Below are 19,432 nucleotides of genomic sequence, written 5' to 3'. Positions count from 1 at the left end.
GACGGAGAAGGGTCCGATCCCCACTACTGACCACACGCGATACCCGGCTACTGACCACACGCGTACCCGGCCGCGGCGGTGGGCCCCGGGCGGGCCCGGGGCCTGGGAGCACCTGGCGGCGGTGTACAGCTGCAGCCGCCGCTCCTCCTGGCCGGTCGGTCCGCGACCGGCGCGATCGGCCCCGACACGGACCGCTACGAACGGACCGACTGTGCGGGGCCGGTGCCGACCTGCTCGTCGAGACGGCCCGCCGCAGGGCTGCGCGCACGCAGGGCGCAGCCGGCGAGCACCATGCCCGCCGCGACCCCGTAGGCCGTGGCGCTGACGGTGAACGGGTCGGCGCCCGCATGGATGGTGAGGTACTTCGCGGCTCCCGCCACGGCCACCCCCAGCCACTCCCAGCGGCCGTCCAGGGCCACGAGCGCGATCAGCAGCAGCGCGTACCACGAGTAGGGAGGCGTCAGCAGCAGGAACGCGGTACCGGTCACGAGCAGCGCGCCGCTCCAGGGCTGCTCGGGATCCCCGCGCAGCAGGACGTACCCGACGACGCACAGCACTCCGGCGGCCATCGCCCAGGGCGCCCAGTCGTCGGGCAGCATCAGCCGCAACAGGGCGTACCGGCTGCGCGATGCGGCATCGCCGTACCCCTCCTCCTCGACATAGCCCGTCAGATAGCCGAACACCGAACGCTCGGAGGCCAGCGCGTACGGGACATACGTCAGCACCACCACGGTGGCGGCCGGAAGCAGCACCGCGGCCGCGTCGCGGAATCTGCGGACGCCGGACAGCGCGCCCGGGAGCAGGATCGCGGGCAGCAGTTTGGTCGCCGTGGCGGCGCCGAGCAGGGCACCGCCCGCCGCCTTGTGGCGCACGACGACGGCGAGACCGGCCACTCCCAGCAGCACGCCGAGGACATCGGCGTGGGCGTTGTTCACCGCCTCCAGCGGGACCGCCGGGCACCACGCCCAGTAGGCGGCCTTCCGGGGATCGTGACCGCGGCGGCGCAGCACCAGCAGCAGCGCGCCGGTCACCCCCACCGACAGCAGCGCGCCGCCGGTCTGGAGCGGCTTGTGCCGGGCGCCGTCCGGGGAGAGCGCGTCCACCAGCAGGAAGTAGCCCTCCGAGACCGGTGGGTAGATGGTGGGGACGGTGGGCCGGTTCAGCCGGGTGCAGTGCGCCTCGGCCCCGGGGCCGGGGATGGTCGCCCGGTCCCGGCCCGCGCATTCCGCGCCCGTGGGGAAGAGCCAGCGGTCGCGCAGCGGCGCGAGCGCGGGATCGGCGGGCACATGGTCGTACGGCGAGACACCTGCGGCCTGCACCCGCCCGTCCCAGGCGTACCGGTACATGTCGGTGCTGGTGCGCGGGGGAGCGAGGAGCCCCGTTGCCGCGACGACGACGGAGCCGCCGATCACCAGACCCACGGCGTGGCGGACCGGCACCTTCCGCAGGCTCCACACCGCCGCCGCGAACAGCAGCCAGCACGCCCCGGACCACCCGCTCAGGCCGAGCGGGGCCGAGAAGTAGCTGTCCTGCCGGACGGTCCCGACGAGCACGGTGGTGAGGGCGGCGAGCAGGAGGCCGGTGGCGCAGGTGCGCGGAGTGATCACGTGCTCAGCCTGGCAGCCGAGGCGCCCGCCGGACCTGCACCGCCGGGGGATGTCAGAGATCCGTAAGGTGCCGAAAGCGCGCCGGGGAGTGCTTCCGGGGGTGTGATGGAGGCATGAGGTTTCGACCACCGACACGGCGTCCGTCGGCACTGAGGTGGCCCGCACGGATGCGGTCCGCACTGAAACGGCCGCCCCTGCCGTCGTTCAAGGGCCGGCTGCACGACCCGCGTACGGCGACCGCCGTCGGCCGCTGGCTCGGCGTCGCGATCGCCGTGTGCTTCCTCACCGGGCTGATCAGCCACTTCCTGCAGCGGCCGCCGGACTGGCTGCAGCCGCTGCTGCCGCCCCGCCCTGTCTGGGGCTACCGGCTGACGCAGGGCCTGCACGTGGCGAGCGGAATCGCCGCGATCCCGCTGCTGCTGGCGAAGCTGTGGACCGTGTACCCGCGGCTGTTCATGTGGCCGCCCGCCCGGTCCGTACGGCACGCACTGGAGCGGCTGTCTGTGGCGGTGCTGGTGGCAGCAGGTGTGTTCCAGCTGTTCAGCGGCCTGCTGAACATCGTGCAGTGGTATCCGTGGCCCTTCTCCTTCGTACCGGTGCACTACGCCGTGGCCTGGGTGCTCGTGGGCGCGCTGCTCCTGCACCTCGCGGTCAAGGCCCCCGAGATCAAGGCGCACTGGAGCCGTCGCTCGCCCGGCACGCTGGAGCTGCCGGCCGAGGACCAGCCGGACCGGCGCTCGTTCCTGACGGGCGTCGCGGCGGCCGTCGGCGCGGTCACGGTCGTCACCGTCGGCCAGTCCTTCACTCCGCTCAAGCGTCTCGACCTGCTGGCGCCGCGCAACCCCGACTACGGACCACAGGGCCTGCCGGTCAACCGCACCGCGGCGGCCGCCGGGCTCGCCGCCGGAGTCCCGGCGGCCGACTGGCGGCTGTCGGTGGCCGGGCCGCGCCCGTACCAACTGAGCCTCGACGAGCTACGGGCCATGCCCCAGCACACCGTGACCCTGCCGATCGCCTGCGTCGAGGGCTGGAGCAAGTCGGCCCAGTGGACGGGCGTCCGGATCCGCGACCTCCTGGACCTGGCCGGGGCGCCGCCCGGAGCGTTGCTGCGCGTGGTGTCGCTGGAGCGGCGCGGGGCGTACCGGATCATGGAGATGGGCCGGGGTTACGCACGCGACCCGCTGACGCTCCTCGCGCTGCGGCTCAACGGCGAGATCCTCTCGCTCGACCACGGCTTCCCCGCCCGCATCATCGCCCCGAACCGGCCCGGCGTCCTCCAGACCAAATGGGTCACACGGCTGGAGGTGCTGTGATGCTCCGCTTCGTGGCCGGCGCGGTGGGCGTCGGGCTCATGGGCTTCGGCGCGTGGCTGCTGTTCGGTGCGGGCGCCGTGCGCGACCCGTGGGACGTCGTGGTCTGGCTCGCCGGGGCGGTCGTCCTGCACGACGGCATCATCGCGCCGCTCGTCATCGCGGTGGGCTTCCTGCTGGCGGCCCTGCCCGCGCGCGGCACACTCCGGGCGGGCCTCATCGTCTGCGGCGCCCTGACCCTGATCGCCCTGCCGCCCCTGCTGCGCCCGGGCGCTCCGACGAACCCGTCCGCGCTGCCGCTGGACTACCTGCGCAACTGGCTGCTGACGCTCGGCGTCGTGGCCGCACTGACCGCCGGGGCGCTGCTGCTGCCGCGGGCGGCGCGCACGGTGTCGGGGTGGCCGGAGCGCAGGCGGGCACGCCGTGAGGAGAAGGCCCGCGCAGCGGAGGCGGAGAAGGCCGACGCCGAGAAGACTTAGCTTGTCGGTCAACGTTCGGCCCGCTGAAGGGCCCCATCGCCTGCCCTCGTCCGGCGCCGAGAGTCATCCCCGGGCCGCATCCACATGGCGCGCGCAGGCGTCGTGCGGGGCGGGCCCGAAGCGGGCGCTCCAACCCGGCGGTACGGCGCACCAGGCGGGCCACAGGGACAGCTGCCCGTGGGCGTTCTCCAGCACGAGGTGGGTGTTCTTGCCGTCGGGGCCCGGATCGAACGGACCGGCTTCACAGCTCATGCGTCGAGCTCCTTCAGGCGCGCTGCCAGGATGGCGGCGATGTCGTCGAGGTGGCGGTCCTGCAACAGCTGCGGATGGGTGCAGTCCAGGTCGTGGTTGACGATCGGACCGCTGACGTGCGGGTGCCATGCCTTCCATGTGAGCCAGTCCTCCGCCCGCGGCGAGGCTGCCGTGAAGAAGAGCAGGTCGCCCTCGTAGCGGCGGTGCTGGTGCTCACGCACCATGCGCGCGTGGGCGGGCACGATTTCGAAGATCCTTGACAGGGTCCGGTCGGCGAGCCCGGCGAGCGGGCTGCCCGCCCGGCGCAGCGTGGCCAGCACGTCGTCGCGGGTGCGCTCGTCGGTGCGGTCGAAGCCGGCCATGCGCAGCACCGCGGTGAGTGCGTCGCCTTCCTCGGGGGCGGGCCGCTCCCGCCATTGCTCGGCCGGGAACGCGTCGAACAGAGCGAGCAGTTCGACCTTCTCCCCAGCCTCCTGGAGCATGCAGGCCACGGTGTGGGCGACGATACCGCCGAGAGACCAGCCGAGCAGCCGGTACGGACCACGAGCCCGCACCGTGCGGAGGCGCTCGACGTAGTCGGCCGCCAGCCCCCGCAGAGTGCGTAGCAGCGGCTCGTCGCGGACCAGGCCGCGCGCCTGGATGCCGTACAGGGGCTGGTCCGGACCGAGGCGGGCGGACAGGCCCGCGTAGCACCAGGAGATGCCACCGCTGGGGTGGAACGCGAACAGAGGGGGCCGCTCGCCGTCGGTGCGCAGCGGAAGGAGGACGCCGAGGGCGTCCTCGGCCGTGCTCCCTCTGCCTCCGGCGCCGCGTGGCGGCCCCGCGGCCTCGAGACGGGCGGCGAGAGCTGCGGGGGTCGGCGCCTCGAACAGCGAGCCGATGGTCAGCTCGGTGCTGAACTCCTCCCGCATCCGCGCCACCAGCCGCACCGCGGACAGAGACGTCCCGCCCAGGTCGAAGAACGCGTCGTCGGGACCGGCCCGTCCGACCCCGAGCACCTCCGCGAACAGCCGCGTCAACGCATCCTCGAGCGGGCCGGACGGACGTCTGGCGCCCTCACCGCCGGTGAAGACAGGGGCGGGCAGTGCGCGGCGGTCCAGCTTGCCGTTGGGGCTCAATGGGAACGCGTCGAGGCCGACGATCGACGCCGGGACCATGTGTTCCGGCAGCAACCGCGCCAGCTGGGCCCGTACGGCCGCAGGATCGGCGCCACCGGTCACGTACCCGACGAGCCGGTCCTCCCGCACCACGGCGCACGCGCTGTCCACGCCGGGCTGCCCCATCAGCGCGGCCTCGATCTCGCCCAGCTCGATGCGCTGCCCGCGCAGCTTCACCTGGTGGTCGGTGCGGCCGAGGTACTCGACCTCGCCCTGATCCGTCCAGCGCGCCAGGTCGCCCGTGCGGTACATCCGGCCGCCCGGCGGCCCGAAGGGATCGGCGACGAACCGGGACGCCGTCAGCACAGGGCGGTTCAGATAGCTGTCGGCCAACTGCCGACCCACCAGGTACAGCTCACCCGGGACGCCCGGCGGGCACGGCTGGAGCGCCGCGTCCAGCACGTACAGGCGGGTGTTCCACACCGGGCCGCCGATCGGCACCGGGCCGCTGCCGTCCGGGGCGCACACGTGGTACGTGACATCGACGGCGGCCTCCGCCGGCCCGTACAGGTTGTGCAGTTCGACATCGGGCAGCGCCCGTACGAAGGCGTTCACCGTCTCGGGGGGCAACGCCTCACCGCCGCAGAAGACCCGGCGCAGCCCCGAGCAGGCGGCCGTGTCGGCCTCGGCCAGGAAGACCTGGAGCATTGACGGCACGAAGTGGCAGATGGTGACGGACTGTTCGCGGATCAGGCGGGCGAGTTCGACCGGGTCCTTGTGGACCCCCGGCTCGGCGACGACGAGCGCCGCGCCCTCGCGCAGCGGCCAGAAGAACTCCCATACGGACACGTCGAACGACGACGGAGTCTTCTGGAGCACCCGGTCGTCGGTGGTCAGCGGGTAGGTGTGCTGCATCCAGCGCAGCCGGTTGTCGATCGCCCCGTGCGAGACGACGACGCCCTTGGGGCGGCCCGTGGAGCCGGAGGTGTAGATGACGTACGCGGGGTGGGCGGGCGTGAGCGGACGTGCCGGGCCGGCCGGTGGGTAGGGGGAGATGTCGATTTCGTCGAGGACGACCATTGGGGCCCCGGCGTCCTCGGGAAGGCGTCCCGCACGGTCGACCACGGCGCACACCGGCGCCGCGTCCTGGATCATGGACGCCAGTCGCTGCGCCGGATAGTCCGGGTCGAGCGGCAGATACGCGGCACCCGACTTGAGCGCGGCGAGCACGGTGGCGACCAGCTCCACCGAGCGGGGCATCGAGACCGCGACCACCGCTCCCGGCCGGGCGCCGAGGGTCTGCAGGTGCCGGGCCAGCCGGTTGGCGTGGGCGTTCAGCTCCGCGTACGTCAAGGAGCTGTCCCCGTACACCAGCGCGGTCGCGTCCGGGGTGCGCATGGCGCGCGCCTCGATGGGGCCGATGAGCGTGGTCGCGGGCAGCGCGCGTTCGGTCTGGTTGAACTCGTGCAGGACAAGGGTGTGTTCGGCGGGCGTCGCGATGGTGTGAACGGCGAGCGGCTGCTGCGGGTCGGTGCCGGTGAGACGGTCCAGCAGGTGCAGGAAGCGCTCCTGGTGGGCGGTGAGTTCGGCGTCCTCGTACAGGGAGGGGTTGCCGTCGTGGTCGATGCGCAGGCCGCGGCCGTCGGCGCGGTCGTAGACGTTGACCCTCAGGTCGTCGACAGGGCCTGCGGCGAGGTTGTGCGCCCGCGCGGGCGCACCCGCGAAGTCGACCCCGTAGTCGAAGGGCATGATGTTGACGACCGGGCCGATCAGGGCGCGGTTCTCGCCGAGCACTCCCAGGTCGCGGCGGATGTCCTCGTAGCGGTAGCGCTGGTGGCGTCGCACGTCGCGGATGCCGAGCACGACCTGGTGCACCAGTTCGGCGAAGGTCGCGTCGGGGGAGACGGCCAGCCTGAGCGGGAGCACGTTCATCACCATGCCCGGCACGCGCAGCGCGGCCGACCCCATGCGGCCCATCATGGGAAGGCCGAGCACGACGTCCGACCTCGCGGTGGCGCGGGAAGTGTAGAGGGCGTGCGCGGCGATCAGGACGTCCGGCCATGTCGCGCGGAGCGTGGCGCCCAGTTCGCGCAGACGCTCGCTGGCCTCGGGAGGCAGATGAGCCGTGCGGCGACGGAACGTGCGCGAGGGCAGCGCGCCGCGGCCCGCGAGCCGGGGCGCCTCGGGCCGGTCGGCGAACGCCTGCGTCCAATGGGCGCGGTCGGCCGCGAAAGCGTCGGACGAGCGGTAGGCGGCATCCTCGGCGACGAGGTCGGCGAGGATGCCGAAAGTGCGCGGGGCGGGTTCCTCGCCGCGGGCGAGCGCCGTGTAGACCTCGGCCGTGCGCCGTACGAGGAGCGAGTAGCCGAAGCCGTCGATGACGAGGTGGTGGATACGTTGGTACCACAGCCATCGCTGCGCGCCGACCCGGAACAAGGCGTGCCTGAAGAGTGGTCCGGTCGCCAGATCGCAGGGCTTGGCGAGGTCGGCGCGCATCCACCTCTCGGCCTTCCGCTCGGCGCCGTCGTCGCCGTGCAGATCGAGCACGGTCAGCGGCAGCTCGACGGTGGCGCATATGTGCTGGCGCGGACCGTCCCGGCCGTTCTCGACGCGTACCCGCAGGGCGTCGGCCTCGGCGGTGACGCGACGCAGGGCCGCGGCGAAGAGGTCCGGGTCGAGCGGCCCGTCGATGTCCAGGCACTCCGCGGTGTTCTGTGCGGGGCTGAGCGGATCGAGGGCCTGCGCGTACCACATGCCCGACTGGGCCGCCGTCAGCGGCAGCACGGTGGCCGGGGCGCTGGTGCCGATGGTCGTGGAGGCGGTCATGATGCCCCCAGCAGCGGTGCCCAGGCCTTGATGGCCGGCTGCTCGGCGAGGTCTGTGAAGCCCGCTTCGACGCCGTGCTCGCGACGCCATCGTTCGAGCAGGGCCATGATGCGGACCGAGTCGAGTCCGTAGTCCACGAGGTTCTCGTCGAAGGGGATGTCCGCCGGGTCCTCGCCGAGACAGTCGGCGATATCGCTGCGGAGCTGCTCCAGAGTGAGGGCCACGGTGCTCAGAACTCCTTGAAGAGCGCGTCGGTGGTGGTCACCAACGCGCATCGGCCGGCGGCCCAGCGCAGGGCCATGTCGTGGTCGTCGCGGGAGAAGTCGGCGACGGCATCGGCGACGACGAACGCCTGAATGTCGCGCATCCACGCATCGCAGGCGGTCACCAGCACGCCGATGTGCGCGTACACACCGATGACGACCAGCTGGTCGCGGCACGTCTCACGGAGCAGCTGCGCCAGCCGGGTGCGCACGAACGCGCTGTACTTCCACTTGGTCAGGACCCTGTCGCCGGGCTGTGGAGCGACCTCGTCCGGCACGGCGAGCGCATCGGCGTCGTCGGCAACACCGGGGCCCCAGAAGTCGAGCTGGAGCCCGCGCTGCTGGGGCGTCTGGCCGCCGCGCTGCGTCGAGTACACGACCGGTACGCCGAGGCTGCGGGCGCGCTCCAGCAGCCGGCCCGTATTGCCCAGCATCCCCGTCAGCGGCTGCTCGCCGGACGGGAACGCACCGAGGAAGTGGTTCTGCAGGTCGTGGACGAGCAGCACGGCGCGCGCGGGGTCCGCGGTCCAGGCGACGCGGTTCTCCGGCAGCTCGTCCGCTGCCGGCAGCGGATAGGAGGCGATGGCGGGAAGTGCCATGGGACAGAGCCCTTCAGTGCTGCTCGGTGGCGGCCGCGGCGGACCGCAGCCCCTTCTTGCTGACCTTGCCGACCCCCGTCTGCGGGAAGGCGTCGACGAACTCGACGAGATCGGGGACCTTGTAGTCGGCGATGCCGCGGTCACGGACGAACCGCTTGATGGCGGCCGGCTTCAGCCACTCCGCACCCTCGCGGAGGATGACGTAGGCGAGGGAACGTTCCCCGAGGTACGCGTCGGGCACCGCAACGACGGAGACGTCGTGCACGGACGGATGGGCGAGGATGATGTTCTCGACCTCCTCCGGGGCGACCTTCTCACCGCCCCGGTTGATCTGGTCCTTGGCCCTGCCTTCGACGACGAGGTGGCCCGTCGGGGTGCGGCGCACGATGTCGCCGGTGCGGTAGAAGCCGTCCGGTGTGAAGGCGCTCGCGTTGTGGCCGGGGGCGCGCCAGTAGCCGCGGATCGTGTAGGGGCCGCGGGTCAGCAGGTGCCCGAACGCGCCATCGGGCACGTCGTGCCCGGTGTCGTCGACGATGCGGATCTCGTCGTCCGGGGAGATCGGGCGGCCCTGCGTGGTGACCACGGTCTCGAAGTCGTCGTCCAGCCGTGTGTAGTTGACGAGCCCCTCGGCCATGCCGAAGACCTGCATCAGTCGGCAGCCGAGGGCGGGTTCCAGACGGCGCGCCGCCTCCGCGCTGTACTTGGCGCCGCCGACGAGCACCAGGTCCAGACTCGCCAGGTCGTGATCCGCCTTCGGACCGGCCTCGGTCCACAGGAGGGCGAGCGGCGGCACAAGCCCCGTCATCGTGATCCGCTCCTGCTCGATGAGCGGCAGGGCCGTCGCCGGGTCGGGGCCGGGGGACAGCACGACGGTGCCCCCGGCGTACAGCGCGCCCAACCAACCCGGCGAACTCATCGGGAAGTTGTGTGCGGCCGGCAGGACGACGAGGAAGCGGGTGTCCGCGTCGACGCCGCAGATCTCATTGGAGCCCCACAGCGAGTAGATGTAGTCGTCGTGGGTGCGGGGGATGAGTTTCGGCACTCCCGTCGTACCGCCCGACAGCTGGAGGAACGCCAGCTCGTGCGGCTCCGGCCCGGCGGGCATGACGACCGGCTCGCAGGGCACGTCGGACAGTGCGGTGTGCTCGCCCGGATCGCCGACGACGAAGACATGCCGCAGGCTCGGCGTGCGCTCCATGACCCGCGTCGCGAGCTCACGGTGGTCGAAGCCCGCGTGACGGTCGGGGACCACGTAGGCGACGGCCTCGGCGAAGGAGCAGAAGTGGCCGATCTCCGTCTCCCGGTGCGCGGGCAGCGCGTACACGGGCAGCGCACCGATGCGGAACAGCGCGAAGACGACTTCGATGAACTCACCGATGTTGGGGAGGTGCAGGACGACCCGGTCGCCCTTGCCGATCCCGCGTGCCGCGAATCCGGCGGCGAGCCGGTCGGCCCGCTCGTCCAGTTCCCGGTAGGTCCAGGTGCGGCGCTCGGGCGCCGGGTCGACGAGGGCGATCCGGTCGGGGTGGGCGGCGGCTCGCTCGCGCAGTACGCCCCCGAAGGTCTCGCCGCGCCAGTAGCCCGCCGCACGGTAGCGCTCGGCGAATTCCGGGGGCCAGGTGGGCGCGTCGATCCCCGGGGTGGTGGCGGACACGGTCACAGCGAGGCCCCCACAGCGTCGAGAAACGTACGGAACTTGGCGCCGGTCTCCGCGGTCTCGGCCTCCGGCGACGAGGCGGCCACCACCCCGGCGCCCGCGAACAGCCGCAGCGAGCGCCCTTCGGCCTCGGCGCAGCGGATCGTCACGACCCACTCGCCGTCCCCGTCCGCGTCCTGCCAGCCGACCATGCCCGTGTAGGGGCCGCGGTCGAAGGGCTCCGACTCGGCGATGACGGCGCGGGCCACGTCGGTCGGGGTGCCGCACACCGCCGGCGTGGGGTGCAGGGCAGAGGCCAGCTCCAGGGCGGTGACGCCCGGGTCGGTGAGCTCGCCCGTGACCGTGGTCGACAGATGCCACATCGCCGCCGTACGCGCCAGTGTGGGCCGCTCGGGCACCTCCAGGCGGGTGCAGAACGGCGCGAGCGCCTCGCGTACGGCGTCGACGACGACTGCGTGCTCGTGCAGGTCCTTGGGCGACTCCAGGAGCGCCGCCGCGCGTCGGACGTCCTCGGCCAGGTCGGTGCTGCGCGGCGCGGACCCGCCCAGGGGGTTCCCGGTCAGGCGGCCGCCCCTGCGGGCGACGAGCAGTTCGGGGCTGGCTCCGATGAGCGTGCGGCCGGGGCCGCTGGGGACGGCGAAGGTGTACCCGGCAGGGTCGCGGCGCGCCAGGCGGCTCAGCATGGCCGGCAGATCCGGCTCCTCGGGCGAGGTCAGCTCCAGCGTGCGGGCAAGGACGACCTTGGTGAACTCCCCGGACCGCATCCGCTTCACCGCGTCGGCGACGGCCTGCCCGTACTGCTCGGGCGCCGGAACCTCCCGCACCTGCCAGACGGTGCCCCCCTCCGGTAGCAGCGCGGGCAGGACGATGAGCGGGTCCTCACGCAACGGCGGCGCCCACCGGACGGACTGGGGGGAGACCAGCGAGTGCGGCGCGTCCGGGGCGAAGGGCACGGAGCCCACGACGACCGGTGCCTGGGCACCCGCACGCCGACGTGCGTTCAGTACGTTGCGTACCCGCCATGTCAACGGCCGCGTGTCGTGGGGTATGTCGGCGGCGGTTCCCCTCCCCAGCAGGGTGCGGTGGGGCGAGGCGAGGAACCGGTCGGTGCCCGGGCGGTAGGCGTCGAGCAGGGCGGTTGCCGCGCCGGGCGATACCAGAGGCGTGGCTGCGGGTTCGCGCAGAGAGGCAGACATGGATGTCTCCAGCGGGGGAGGGCACGATACGTGGTCGGCGGAGCCGCTGTGGGGCGGGCGGGTTCAGGCCCGCAGGGTGGCGCCGCCGTCGACGTACAGGTCGTGCATGGTGATGTGACGGGCGCGGTCGGACACGAGGAAGGCGACCGCTTCGGCGACGTCGGAGGGGTCGGCGATCCGGCCGAGCGGGATGCCGGTGCGGTGCGTCGCGAGGTCTCCCTCGACGACGCGGCGCGCGGCGGCTGCCGGGTCCTGGTCGTCGAAGGCGGTCCACATGGCGCGCTGCATGTCGGTCAGAGTCGAGCCGGGCGAGACCGTGTTGCAGCGGACGCCCCGTGAAGCCACCTCCAGGCCCAGGCATTTGGTGAACATCACAGCGGCGGCCTTGGAGGCGGCGTAGGCGGACAGGCCCGCCCGGGGAATGCCGGCCGCGTTCGAGGCGACGGTGACGATGCTGCCGCGGCCGCGCTCGGCCATGCGGCGGGCGGCTGACCGCGAGACATGGAAAACGCCGCTGGTGTTGACGGCGAACGTGGCCGCCCAGTCCTCGTCCGTCAGGTCCACGACCTGGGAACCCCGCAGGATTCCGGCGACGTTGACCGCGATGTCCATCGCACCGAGTGCGCGCTCGGCCTCGGCCTCGGCCACGAGTGCCTCGACGGCCGCGGCGTCCGTGACATCGAGCGGGCGGGCGGTGACCTGGTCGCCGTACTTTCCGGCGAGCGCCTCCACGCCCCTGGGGTCCAGGTCGGTGGCGAGTACGCGGGCGCCGCGCTCGACGAGCGCCGTCACCACCGCCTTGCCGATGCCCCGGCCCGCGCCCGTCACGAGGGCGAGCCGTTCGGAGAGTTCACGGTCGGCACTCACTTGACCATCGCCTTCCGGATGTCGTCGAGCACCGAGACCGCCGTCTCCACACCGCCCAGGCTCGTCCACTTGGAGCCGTCCATCACGGTCGCGGGCTTGTCCCGTACGGCGTTTCAGCTGCTGGCAGGCGCGTTCTCGGCCGGCTCTGTCGAGGAGTGCGGCGTCCGAGCCGGTCGAAGACAGGGTGCCGACGAACAGCCGGTCGGCTCGATCTCCTCGATGTTCTCCTCGCTGATCGGCGTCGAGTGGCCGTCGCCCCTCTCGGTCTGGATGCCGGGCCGCTCGGAACCGATGCCCTTCAGAATATCGCTGATGAACACGCCCTGCCGCATGACGGCCGTGCCGTTCGCCGAGTAGCGGGCCACGGACACGCTCGCGCGGCCTGGGAGCCGAGGTCCTTCTTCACTGGCACACGCTGATCGACGCGAACCTGACCGGCATGTGGCTCACGTCGAGGCGCGTCGGCCCTGTCATGCGGGAACGAGGAGCCGGGGCTATCGTGAACGTGTCGTCGACAGCGTGTCCGTGGCACCTCGCACACGCCACCCACCGCGCGCCCAGCGCATCCGGGTCAACGCCTTGATCGTCGGTGCGATCGATACGCCCCGCACGTCCTCGCGGCGATCACCGACGACGTCTCGTCCATCACCGCGCCCTGCTGCCCGTCGACGGGGGCAGACGATCCACACCAGGGGCGGCGCGCTCGCAACCGGCGCTCGCAACCGGCGAGAGACGAAGGATCGCACCGATGACGACGATTGTCCGAGCAGACCTCACGAACCTCGACCACTTCGCCAACGGGTTCCCGCACGACCTGTTCGCCCGGCTCCGCCGCGAAGCACCGGTCGGCTGGCACGAGCCCACCGAGCACACCCCGAGGGGAAGCGGGTTCTGGTCGGTGCACACCTACGCCGAATCGCGGACGATCCTGCTCGACCCCGCCGTGTTCTCGAGCGCCCAGGGGACAGTCCTTTTCGATCACCCGTGGGCCGGCTACATGATGAACATGATGGACGATCCGCGCCATGCCCGGCTGCGCCGCCTTGTCTCCGGCGGCTTCACGCCAAGGATGGTGAACCGGCTCGAGGACGAACTCCGGCGGCGGACCAAGACGTTGATCGACACCGCCGTCGAGATGGGGCAATGCGACCTCGTCGAGTCGGTCACCTGCGAGCTCCCCTTGCAGGCGATCTGCATGCTCATGGGGATCCCGCAGCAGGATCGCCACATCCTCTCCGAGTGGGTCCACCACGTGTTCGACGTCAAGGCCGACTCGGCTGTCGACGGATCGGCTGCTGCGGCGACGGAGAGCCTCCTGCAGTACGGCCGAGAGATCGTCGCCGAGCGGCGGCGCAACCCGCAGGACGACCTGCTCTCGGTCATCACCCACGCCCACCTCCCCGACGAGGATCCGGCGCACCTCATGGAGCCGGAGATCGACGCGTTCTTCCAGCTCCTGTTCGGCGCCGGGGCGGATGCGACGCGCAGCGCGGCATCGTGGGCGCTCGTCGCGATGTCCGCCGACCCGACGATCCCGGATGCGGTCGCCGACAATCCGAGTGTGCTCACCACACTGCCCGACGAAGCCGTCCGCATGATGAGCCCCGTCGCCCACAACGTCCGCACCGCCACGCAGGATTACGAACTGGCGGGACACCGGATCTCCGCCGGGGACCGGGTCGTGTACTGGCTCGCCTCGGCAAACCGTGACGAGGCGATGTTCTGCGACCCGCAGCGTCTCGATGTTCGTCGCGAGCCCAATCCGCACCTCGGGTTCGCACAGGGGCCGCACTTCTGCCTCGGCGCCGGCCTCGCCCGTCTCGAGCTCCGGGTGATCCTCGGCGAGTTCGCCGCCCGCGTCGAGCGGGTCGAGCTCACCGGTGACGTCGAATGGACGCGCAGCAACAAGTACAACGGCATCAACAGGATCCCGGCAGCGCTCGCGCCGCGGCGAACGCGGCCCGCTCCGCGAGGTGGCCGCTCCACGGGCGTCCGGGGTGTGGGTCGTGCCGGAGGCTGTCCCGCACGTGATCGCCCGCAGTAGCGTCCGGAACGACATCACGAGTTCAGCCGTACCCGGCCTCCTCGGCCATCGTCCAGCCGTTCTTCCGCTTCAGCGGAGCGATCAGCCCGCGCAGATACGCCGGCGCGGACCCACGCGGTTCGCGACGGGCGAACCGGTGCACGAACCGCCATGCAGGCCGGCCGGACCAGCGACTCACCGAGCCGCATCAACATCCCCACCCGTACCCGGCCCAGCGAACAGCCCGCCACAACTCACACCCAACGCAGCTGCAGTATCAGGTGGGCGAGAACCTGAGCGCGGCCTCCGCCCTGGCCAGCGTCTCCGCGTGGCCGAAGAGGCCGGGCAGGCCGCCCGAGTGCAGGAGGACCGTGCGCTCTCCGGGCATGATGTCTCCGTCCTCGACCGCCCGGGTCAGGCCGGCCATCGCGCGCCCGGTATAGATCGGGTCGAGCACGATGCCTTCGGTACGGGCCGCCAGCGTCAGGGCGGCCATGACCGGCTCGGTCAACGCGGCGTAACCGTCGCCGACCTGGTCGAGCCTCAGCCTCAAGAGCTCCGGCGGGCAGGACGTGCCGGAGGGGCCGGAGGTCAGTGCGGACACGGTACGGGCGGGATCGCCGACGGCTCCGCAGTGGACGCCGAGTACGCGCGCGGGACCCAGCACGTCGACGAGGCCGGCCATGGTGCCGCCCGAGCCGAGCGCGACGACGACCGTGGCCAGGTCCGGGGCCTGGGCAAGCAGTTCGCGGCCGCACTCGACGTAGCCACGGGCGCCGAGTGCGCTCGAACCACCGAAGGGGAGCAGCGCGGGTACGGCGCCCTCATACCGCAGCCGCTGGGTCACCTGCTCGGCCACGGAGGCGAGGGCCTCACCGCGGGCGTCACCCGCCCATACGACCCTGGCGCCGAAGAGACCGTCGAGCGCGAGGTTGCCGGAGGCCGACGATCCGGGTGTGCCGGCGAGCACCAGCACGACGTCCAGCCCCAGCCGGGCTCCGGCGGCCGCGGTCAGCCGCGCGTGATTGCTCTGCGGTGCGCCCGTGGTCACCAGGACCGTGGCGCCGTCGGCCAGCGCAGCGCCGCAGAGCCACTCAAGCTTGCGGATCTTGTTCCCTCCGCCGCCCAGGCCGGTGAGGTCGTCGCGTTTGAGCCACAGGTCGTCCGGGCCGAGGCCGAGCGCACGGGACAGTCGCGGCATGGGCTCGAGCGGGGTCGGCCAGGTGCCGAGCGTGGCCCGGCGCGGGGTTCGGCTGTCGTCGGTCACGGTGTCAGCGCTGCTTTCCTGAACGAAGGCGAATTGGTTGCTCGTTTGCCGCCCCTGCCTGGCGGCAGCCTCGACGGCGCGCCCTCAGCGGCGTTCGAGCGAGCCCCGGACGAAGGCGGCCTGTCCGGCGTGCTGGAGATCGTCGGAGATGACGCTCACGAGCCGGACGCCCAGCGTCACGGGCGGCGACCACGAGTCGTCCACGACGCGGTTCAGCGCCGTGCCCTTCAGGCCTCGGACGAACGCGACGGTCTCCTCATGGACGGCGTCGAAGTAGCCGAGCAGCAGCTCGGAGGAGTCGACCCGGACCGCCGCGACCTGCTTGCGCGAGTGACCGTAGCCGGTCGCTCCCTCGGCGAACGGAAGCCCGAAGCGGCCCACCCAGTCCTGCGAGACCCAGACCTGCTCCCGCCCGGCCGCGTCGGCCACGTGGTCGTCCTGGATACGCGTCAAGTGCCACACCAGCCAGGCGATGGAGTTCGCACCGGGGTCGAGCCGGACGTGGAGATCGTCCACCGAGAGCCCCTCGACCGCCTCGTGCACCACCTCCTGGATACGTCCGAATGCGTCGGCAAGCACATCTGCGGCGTTCATAGGGCGAGTGAACCGCGCACGTCCGCCGCGCGGGGGTCCGACACGGCGAGGACTCGCTTCCCCGAGCCCGGACGGTCCCCCGGTTGCGCCGTCGATCAGCTACGCCGTGGACGCCAGATGCTTCACAAAGCCCAGCAGGCTCGTCATGCCCGGAACGTGACAGCCGCCCCCGACAACGGCGCCGGGTCGCGCGACAGGCACACGAACGTGCGCCCGTCGGCCGTCCACGGCAGGGCGCTCGGCCAGCCCGTCGCCGCCGCGTGGTCGACCAGGGCGGGCAGGCCCACCCGGGCCCACGGGAAGGGGGAGCCCAGGGTTCCGTTGCCGTCGACCACCCGGACGTCCACGCGTTCGTCGACGTCGACCGGAGCCGCTTCGGCGATCAGCAGGCCGTCCGGGGCGACGAGTTCGGTGACCCGCGACAGCAGGGCGCGCGGGTCGCCGCCGATGCCGATGTTGCCGTCGATCAGCAGGGCCGTACCCCAACTGCCCTCCCTCGGCAGCGGATCGAACACCGAGCGGCACAGCGCGCTTCCGCCGGAGCGCACCGCGCGGGCGACCGCCGCCGGGCTGACGTCGACGCCGAGGGTCGGCCGGCCCAGCTCCGCCAGCCCGGCCACCAGCCGGCCCGGGCCGCACCCGATGTCCAGGACCGGCCCCCGGCAGCGGTCCAGCACGGTGAGGTCGGCCGCGTCAGGGGCCGCGCACCAGCGCTCGACCTCCAGCGGCAGCAGCCAGCCGTCGGGGCGGCGCAGGAACAGCGGGCCGCGCCCGGTGCGCAGGGCGTCGGTGTACGGATCGGCCTCGGCCCGCCACGCGGCGGTGGTCGCTCCCGCTCCCGCCGGTACCGTCGTCGTCATCGCGCCCCCGCCCGCGCCAGCCGCGCCACCTCCGCCGCGAACCGGCTGCCCGGCGTGGTGGCCGCGACCAGCCGGGCGTCGTCCGGCGTGTCGACGTCCCGGAGCCGTGGCAGGTCACGCACCGTCAGCCCCGCCTCGACCAGCCGCCGCCGCTGCACCGCGCCGGTCTCGGGCACGGACATGGGCACCCCCTGCAGCAGTGCCGGATCGGGCTCCGCCAGCCCCAGGGCCCAGAAGCCCCCGTCTGCGGCGGGCCCGAAGGCGGCCCCGCCCGCGGCGAGTTCCAGCCCGCGCGCGAGGAGCGTCGGCGTCACCTGGGGGGTGTCCATCCCGATCAGCAGAGCCGGCCCCGCGCACGCCGCGAACGCAGCGGCCAGCCTTTCGTCGAGACCGCCCGCCGCCTGCGGCACGACCTCGATCCCGGGCGGCAACCAGCCCCCGGCCACCCCCTCCAACACCAGCACCCGCCGCGCCGCCGCCGTGCGCCGAACGGCCTCCAGCGTGTCGACCAGAGCCGCCTCGGCCAGCGCGGCGGCCTCCTCGGCCGTGTACCAGGGGGTCAGCCGGGTCTTGACCCGCCCCGGCACGGGTTCCTTCGCGATGACGAGCAGGGTGGTCATGGAGCCTTCCCTCGGCGTGTGCGTGTGCTGTTCCGGCCGGGTGGGGTGCGTGGGGCCGGAGTGGGCGCCCCCAGGCCGCTGCGATCAGGCCGCCGCGATGTGGCCGGTACCGCCTGGTGGGGCCGGGTGTCCGTCCTCGATCGCCGGGCGGGCTCCCATGGATGCGCGCTCACTCACGCAGCACCGCCCGCATGTCGTGCACCGCCTGCCATGTGCCCCGCCAAGTGCCGGTCACCTTGGACTTGCCGGATCGCGGGAGATACGGCACGTCCACCTCCGTGACGCTCCAGCCCGCGTCCGCCGCGCGCACCACCATCTGGAGGGGGTAGCCGCTGCGGCGGTCGGTGAGGTCGAGGCCGAGGAGGTCCTTGCGGCGGGCCGCGCGCAAGGGGCCCAGGTCATGGAGGCGGAGCCCGGTGCGCCGGCGCAGCATCCCGGCCAGGGCCAGATTGCCGGCGCGGGCGTGCAGCGGCCAGGCACCGCGCGCCCTCGGGCGCCGTCGGCCGAGGACCAGGTCCGCCTCGCCGTCCGCGATCCGGCGCACGAAGTCCGGCAGCAGCCCGGGATCGAGGGATGCGTCGCAGTCGCAGAAGCACACGTACTCCGCATCGGCGGCCAGCAGCCCCGCATGGCACGCCGCGCCGAAGCCGCGGCGCGGCTCGTGTACGACCGTCGCACCGAGCGAGCGCGCGAGTTCGGCGGATTCGTCCGTCGAGCCGTTGTCGACGACCACCGCACGCCAGCCCGCGGGGACGCGCGCGAGCACCCACGGCAGCGCCTCCGCCTCGTCCAGGCAGGGCAGCACCACATCCACGGGAACGCTCACGCGACCGCACCCCGCAGCCCCGCCGAGGCGAACTCCCTCATGCCATCCGCGAAGCCGACCACCGGCTCCCACCCCAGCTCGGCCCTCAGCCGACCCGAGTCGGCGGTGATGTGGCGGACGTCGCCGAGACGGAACTCCCCGGTCACCACCGGCGCAGGACCGCCGTGCGCGGCGGCCAGCTCCGTCGCCATCTCGCCGACGGTGTGCGGGGTGCCGCTGCCGGTGTTGTACGCCGTGAAGGAGCCCGGTTCCCGGCCGGGCACCGCCTCCAGGGCCACCACGTTGGCGCTCGCCACGTCCCGTACGTGGACGAAGTCCCGCCGCTGGCGGCCGTCCTCGAAGACCCGGGGCGCCTCGCCGCGCGCCAGCGCCGAGCGGAAGAAGGACGCCACCCCCGCGTACGGCGTGTCGCGCGGCATCCCGGGCCCGTACACGTTGTGGTAGCGCAGCGCCACGGTCCGGCCGCCCGTCGACCGCGCCCACGCCGCCGCCAGATGCTCCTGGGCGAGTTTGGTCGTGGCGTACACGTTGCGCGGGTCGACGGGGGCGTCCTCGTCCACCAGCCCGGGCGTCAGTTCGCGGCCGCAGACGGGACACCCGGGCTCGAACCGGCCCGCCTCCAGCGCCGCGACCGGACGCGGGCCGGGGCGGACCCGTCCGTGCACCGGGCAGTCGTAGCGGCCCTCGCCGTACACGACCATCGACCCGGCCAGCACCAGATCGCGCACCCCGGCCCGCGCCATCGCCGTGAGCAGCACCGCCGTGCCGAGGTCGTTCACGGCGACGTACTCCGGCGCGTCGGCGAAGTCCTTGCCGAGGCCGACCATCGCCGCCTGGTGGCAGACCGCGTCGACGCGGTGGAGCGCCCGCGCCACCACCGCGGGGTCCCTGACATCTCCGTGCATCGATCCGGCATCGCCCGATCCGGTGCCGGAGGGGCGCCGGACGTCGAGGACGACCGGTTCGTGGCCGCGCGCGGCGAGGGCGGCGACGACCTGCGTCCCGATGAAGCCCGCGCCTCCAGTGACGAGTACTCGCATGTCACCGACGCTACGCGGAGGATCACGTTCCACCCGTGTTGCGTGCCGC

At 72.8% G+C, this 19,432-nt stretch carries 19 protein-coding genes and 1 pseudogene; 4 read left to right on the top strand and 16 right to left on the bottom strand.

What is annotated here, in order from left to right:
* Positions 1 to 194: 194 nt before the first annotated feature.
* Positions 195 to 1,607, bottom strand: coding sequence for a glycosyltransferase 87 family protein (locus tag ACWCXB_RS08895; protein WP_450720526.1), 1,413 nt, complete (start codon positions 1,605 to 1,607; stop codon positions 195 to 197).
* A gap of 167 nt (positions 1,608 to 1,774) precedes the next feature.
* Here ACWCXB_RS08895 and ACWCXB_RS08890 point away from each other — a divergent pair, with 167 nt between their 5' ends.
* Entirely contained in the window at positions 1,775 to 2,920 is a 1,146-nt protein-coding gene (locus ACWCXB_RS08890; RefSeq protein ID WP_450720524.1) for a molybdopterin-dependent oxidoreductase, read from the top strand.
* Positions 2,920 to 3,396 (top strand): hypothetical protein, encoded by a 477-nt coding sequence (locus ACWCXB_RS08885; RefSeq protein WP_450720522.1) that lies wholly within the window; start codon positions 2,920 to 2,922, stop codon positions 3,394 to 3,396. Before ACWCXB_RS08890 ends, ACWCXB_RS08885 begins: the two co-directional genes overlap by 1 nt.
* 63 nt (positions 3,397 to 3,459) lie before the next feature.
* On the opposite strand, the gene ACWCXB_RS08880 is transcribed toward ACWCXB_RS08885, so the two are convergent.
* From ACWCXB_RS08880 to ACWCXB_RS08845, 8 genes are all read right to left on the bottom strand, one after another.
* The gene (locus ACWCXB_RS08880) at positions 3,460 to 3,648 is read right to left on the bottom strand and encodes an MbtH family NRPS accessory protein (protein ID WP_450720520.1); all 189 of its coding nucleotides are present in this window, start codon (positions 3,646 to 3,648) and stop codon (positions 3,460 to 3,462) included.
* Entirely contained in the window at positions 3,645 to 7,571 is a 3,927-nt protein-coding gene (locus ACWCXB_RS08875) for an amino acid adenylation domain-containing protein (RefSeq protein ID WP_450720518.1), read from the bottom strand. The genes ACWCXB_RS08880 and ACWCXB_RS08875 overlap by 4 nt, the downstream gene beginning before the upstream one ends.
* The gene (locus ACWCXB_RS08870) at positions 7,568 to 7,795 is read right to left on the bottom strand and encodes a phosphopantetheine-binding protein (RefSeq protein WP_450720516.1); all 228 of its coding nucleotides are present in this window, start codon (positions 7,793 to 7,795) and stop codon (positions 7,568 to 7,570) included. Before ACWCXB_RS08870 ends, ACWCXB_RS08875 begins: the two co-directional genes overlap by 4 nt.
* Positions 7,796 to 7,800: 5 nt before the next feature.
* Entirely contained in the window at positions 7,801 to 8,433 is a 633-nt protein-coding gene (locus ACWCXB_RS08865; protein ID WP_450720514.1) for an isochorismatase family protein, read from the bottom strand.
* Between the two features lie 13 nt (positions 8,434 to 8,446).
* A complete protein-coding gene (locus tag ACWCXB_RS08860; RefSeq protein ID WP_450720512.1) occupies positions 8,447 to 10,093 on the bottom strand; it encodes a (2,3-dihydroxybenzoyl)adenylate synthase in 1,647 nt (548 codons plus the stop codon).
* The gene (locus ACWCXB_RS08855; RefSeq protein WP_450720510.1) at positions 10,090 to 11,286 is read right to left on the bottom strand and encodes an isochorismate synthase; all 1,197 of its coding nucleotides are present in this window, start codon (positions 11,284 to 11,286) and stop codon (positions 10,090 to 10,092) included. The genes ACWCXB_RS08860 and ACWCXB_RS08855 overlap by 4 nt, the downstream gene beginning before the upstream one ends.
* Positions 11,287 to 11,349: 63 nt before the next feature.
* Entirely contained in the window at positions 11,350 to 12,153 is an 804-nt protein-coding gene (locus tag ACWCXB_RS08850; RefSeq protein WP_450720508.1) for a 2,3-dihydro-2,3-dihydroxybenzoate dehydrogenase, read from the bottom strand.
* Positions 12,154 to 12,266: 113 nt separating this feature from the next.
* Complete coding sequence (locus tag ACWCXB_RS08845; protein ID WP_450720506.1) at positions 12,267 to 12,524, bottom strand: hypothetical protein; 258 nt, start codon at positions 12,522 to 12,524, stop codon at positions 12,267 to 12,269.
* 68 nt (positions 12,525 to 12,592) lie between these two features.
* Between ACWCXB_RS08845 and ACWCXB_RS08840 the strand changes: the two genes are divergently transcribed.
* Both ACWCXB_RS08840 and ACWCXB_RS08835 read left to right on the top strand, forming a co-directional pair.
* Positions 12,593 to 12,736: a hypothetical protein gene (locus ACWCXB_RS08840; protein ID WP_450720504.1), complete on the top strand. Its 144-nt coding sequence runs from the start codon at positions 12,593 to 12,595 to the stop codon at positions 12,734 to 12,736.
* A 165-nt stretch (positions 12,737 to 12,901) separates the two neighbouring features.
* Positions 12,902 to 14,197, top strand: a complete 1,296-nt coding sequence (locus ACWCXB_RS08835) for a cytochrome P450 (RefSeq protein WP_450720502.1) — start codon at positions 12,902 to 12,904, stop codon at positions 14,195 to 14,197.
* A gap of 28 nt (positions 14,198 to 14,225) precedes the next feature.
* Here the strand turns inward: ACWCXB_RS08835 and ACWCXB_RS08830 are convergent.
* The 7 genes and pseudogenes from ACWCXB_RS08830 to ACWCXB_RS08800 all read right to left on the bottom strand — a co-directional run.
* Positions 14,226 to 14,375 (bottom strand): annotated as a pseudogene (locus tag ACWCXB_RS08830) (IS701 family transposase); the annotation flags it as partial.
* 78 nt (positions 14,376 to 14,453) lie between these two features.
* Positions 14,454 to 15,443 (bottom strand): D-cysteine desulfhydrase family protein, encoded by a 990-nt coding sequence (locus tag ACWCXB_RS08825; RefSeq protein WP_450720500.1) that lies wholly within the window; start codon positions 15,441 to 15,443, stop codon positions 14,454 to 14,456.
* Between the two features lie 84 nt (positions 15,444 to 15,527).
* On the bottom strand, positions 15,528 to 16,037 hold the full coding sequence (locus ACWCXB_RS08820) for a mycothiol transferase (RefSeq protein WP_450720498.1): 510 nt from the start codon (positions 16,035 to 16,037) through the stop codon (positions 15,528 to 15,530).
* Positions 16,038 to 16,180: 143 nt separating this feature from the next.
* The gene (locus ACWCXB_RS08815; RefSeq protein ID WP_450720496.1) at positions 16,181 to 16,897 is read right to left on the bottom strand and encodes a methyltransferase domain-containing protein; all 717 of its coding nucleotides are present in this window, start codon (positions 16,895 to 16,897) and stop codon (positions 16,181 to 16,183) included.
* A complete protein-coding gene (locus tag ACWCXB_RS08810) occupies positions 16,894 to 17,517 on the bottom strand; it encodes a TIGR04282 family arsenosugar biosynthesis glycosyltransferase (protein ID WP_450720494.1) in 624 nt (207 codons plus the stop codon). The genes ACWCXB_RS08815 and ACWCXB_RS08810 overlap by 4 nt, the downstream gene beginning before the upstream one ends.
* 169 nt (positions 17,518 to 17,686) lie before the next feature.
* Positions 17,687 to 18,343, bottom strand: coding sequence for a glycosyltransferase family 2 protein (locus tag ACWCXB_RS08805; RefSeq protein WP_450720492.1), 657 nt, complete (start codon positions 18,341 to 18,343; stop codon positions 17,687 to 17,689).
* A complete protein-coding gene (locus ACWCXB_RS08800; protein WP_450720490.1) occupies positions 18,340 to 19,383 on the bottom strand; it encodes an NAD-dependent epimerase/dehydratase family protein in 1,044 nt (347 codons plus the stop codon). The genes ACWCXB_RS08805 and ACWCXB_RS08800 overlap by 4 nt, the downstream gene beginning before the upstream one ends.
* Between the last annotated feature and the right edge of the window lie 49 nt (positions 19,384 to 19,432).

The sequence above is a fragment of the Streptomyces sp. NPDC001514 genome, from assembly GCF_053597075.1.
Note: the sequence above shows the minus strand (reverse complement) of the source record. Positions and strands in the feature narration are given on the sequence as shown.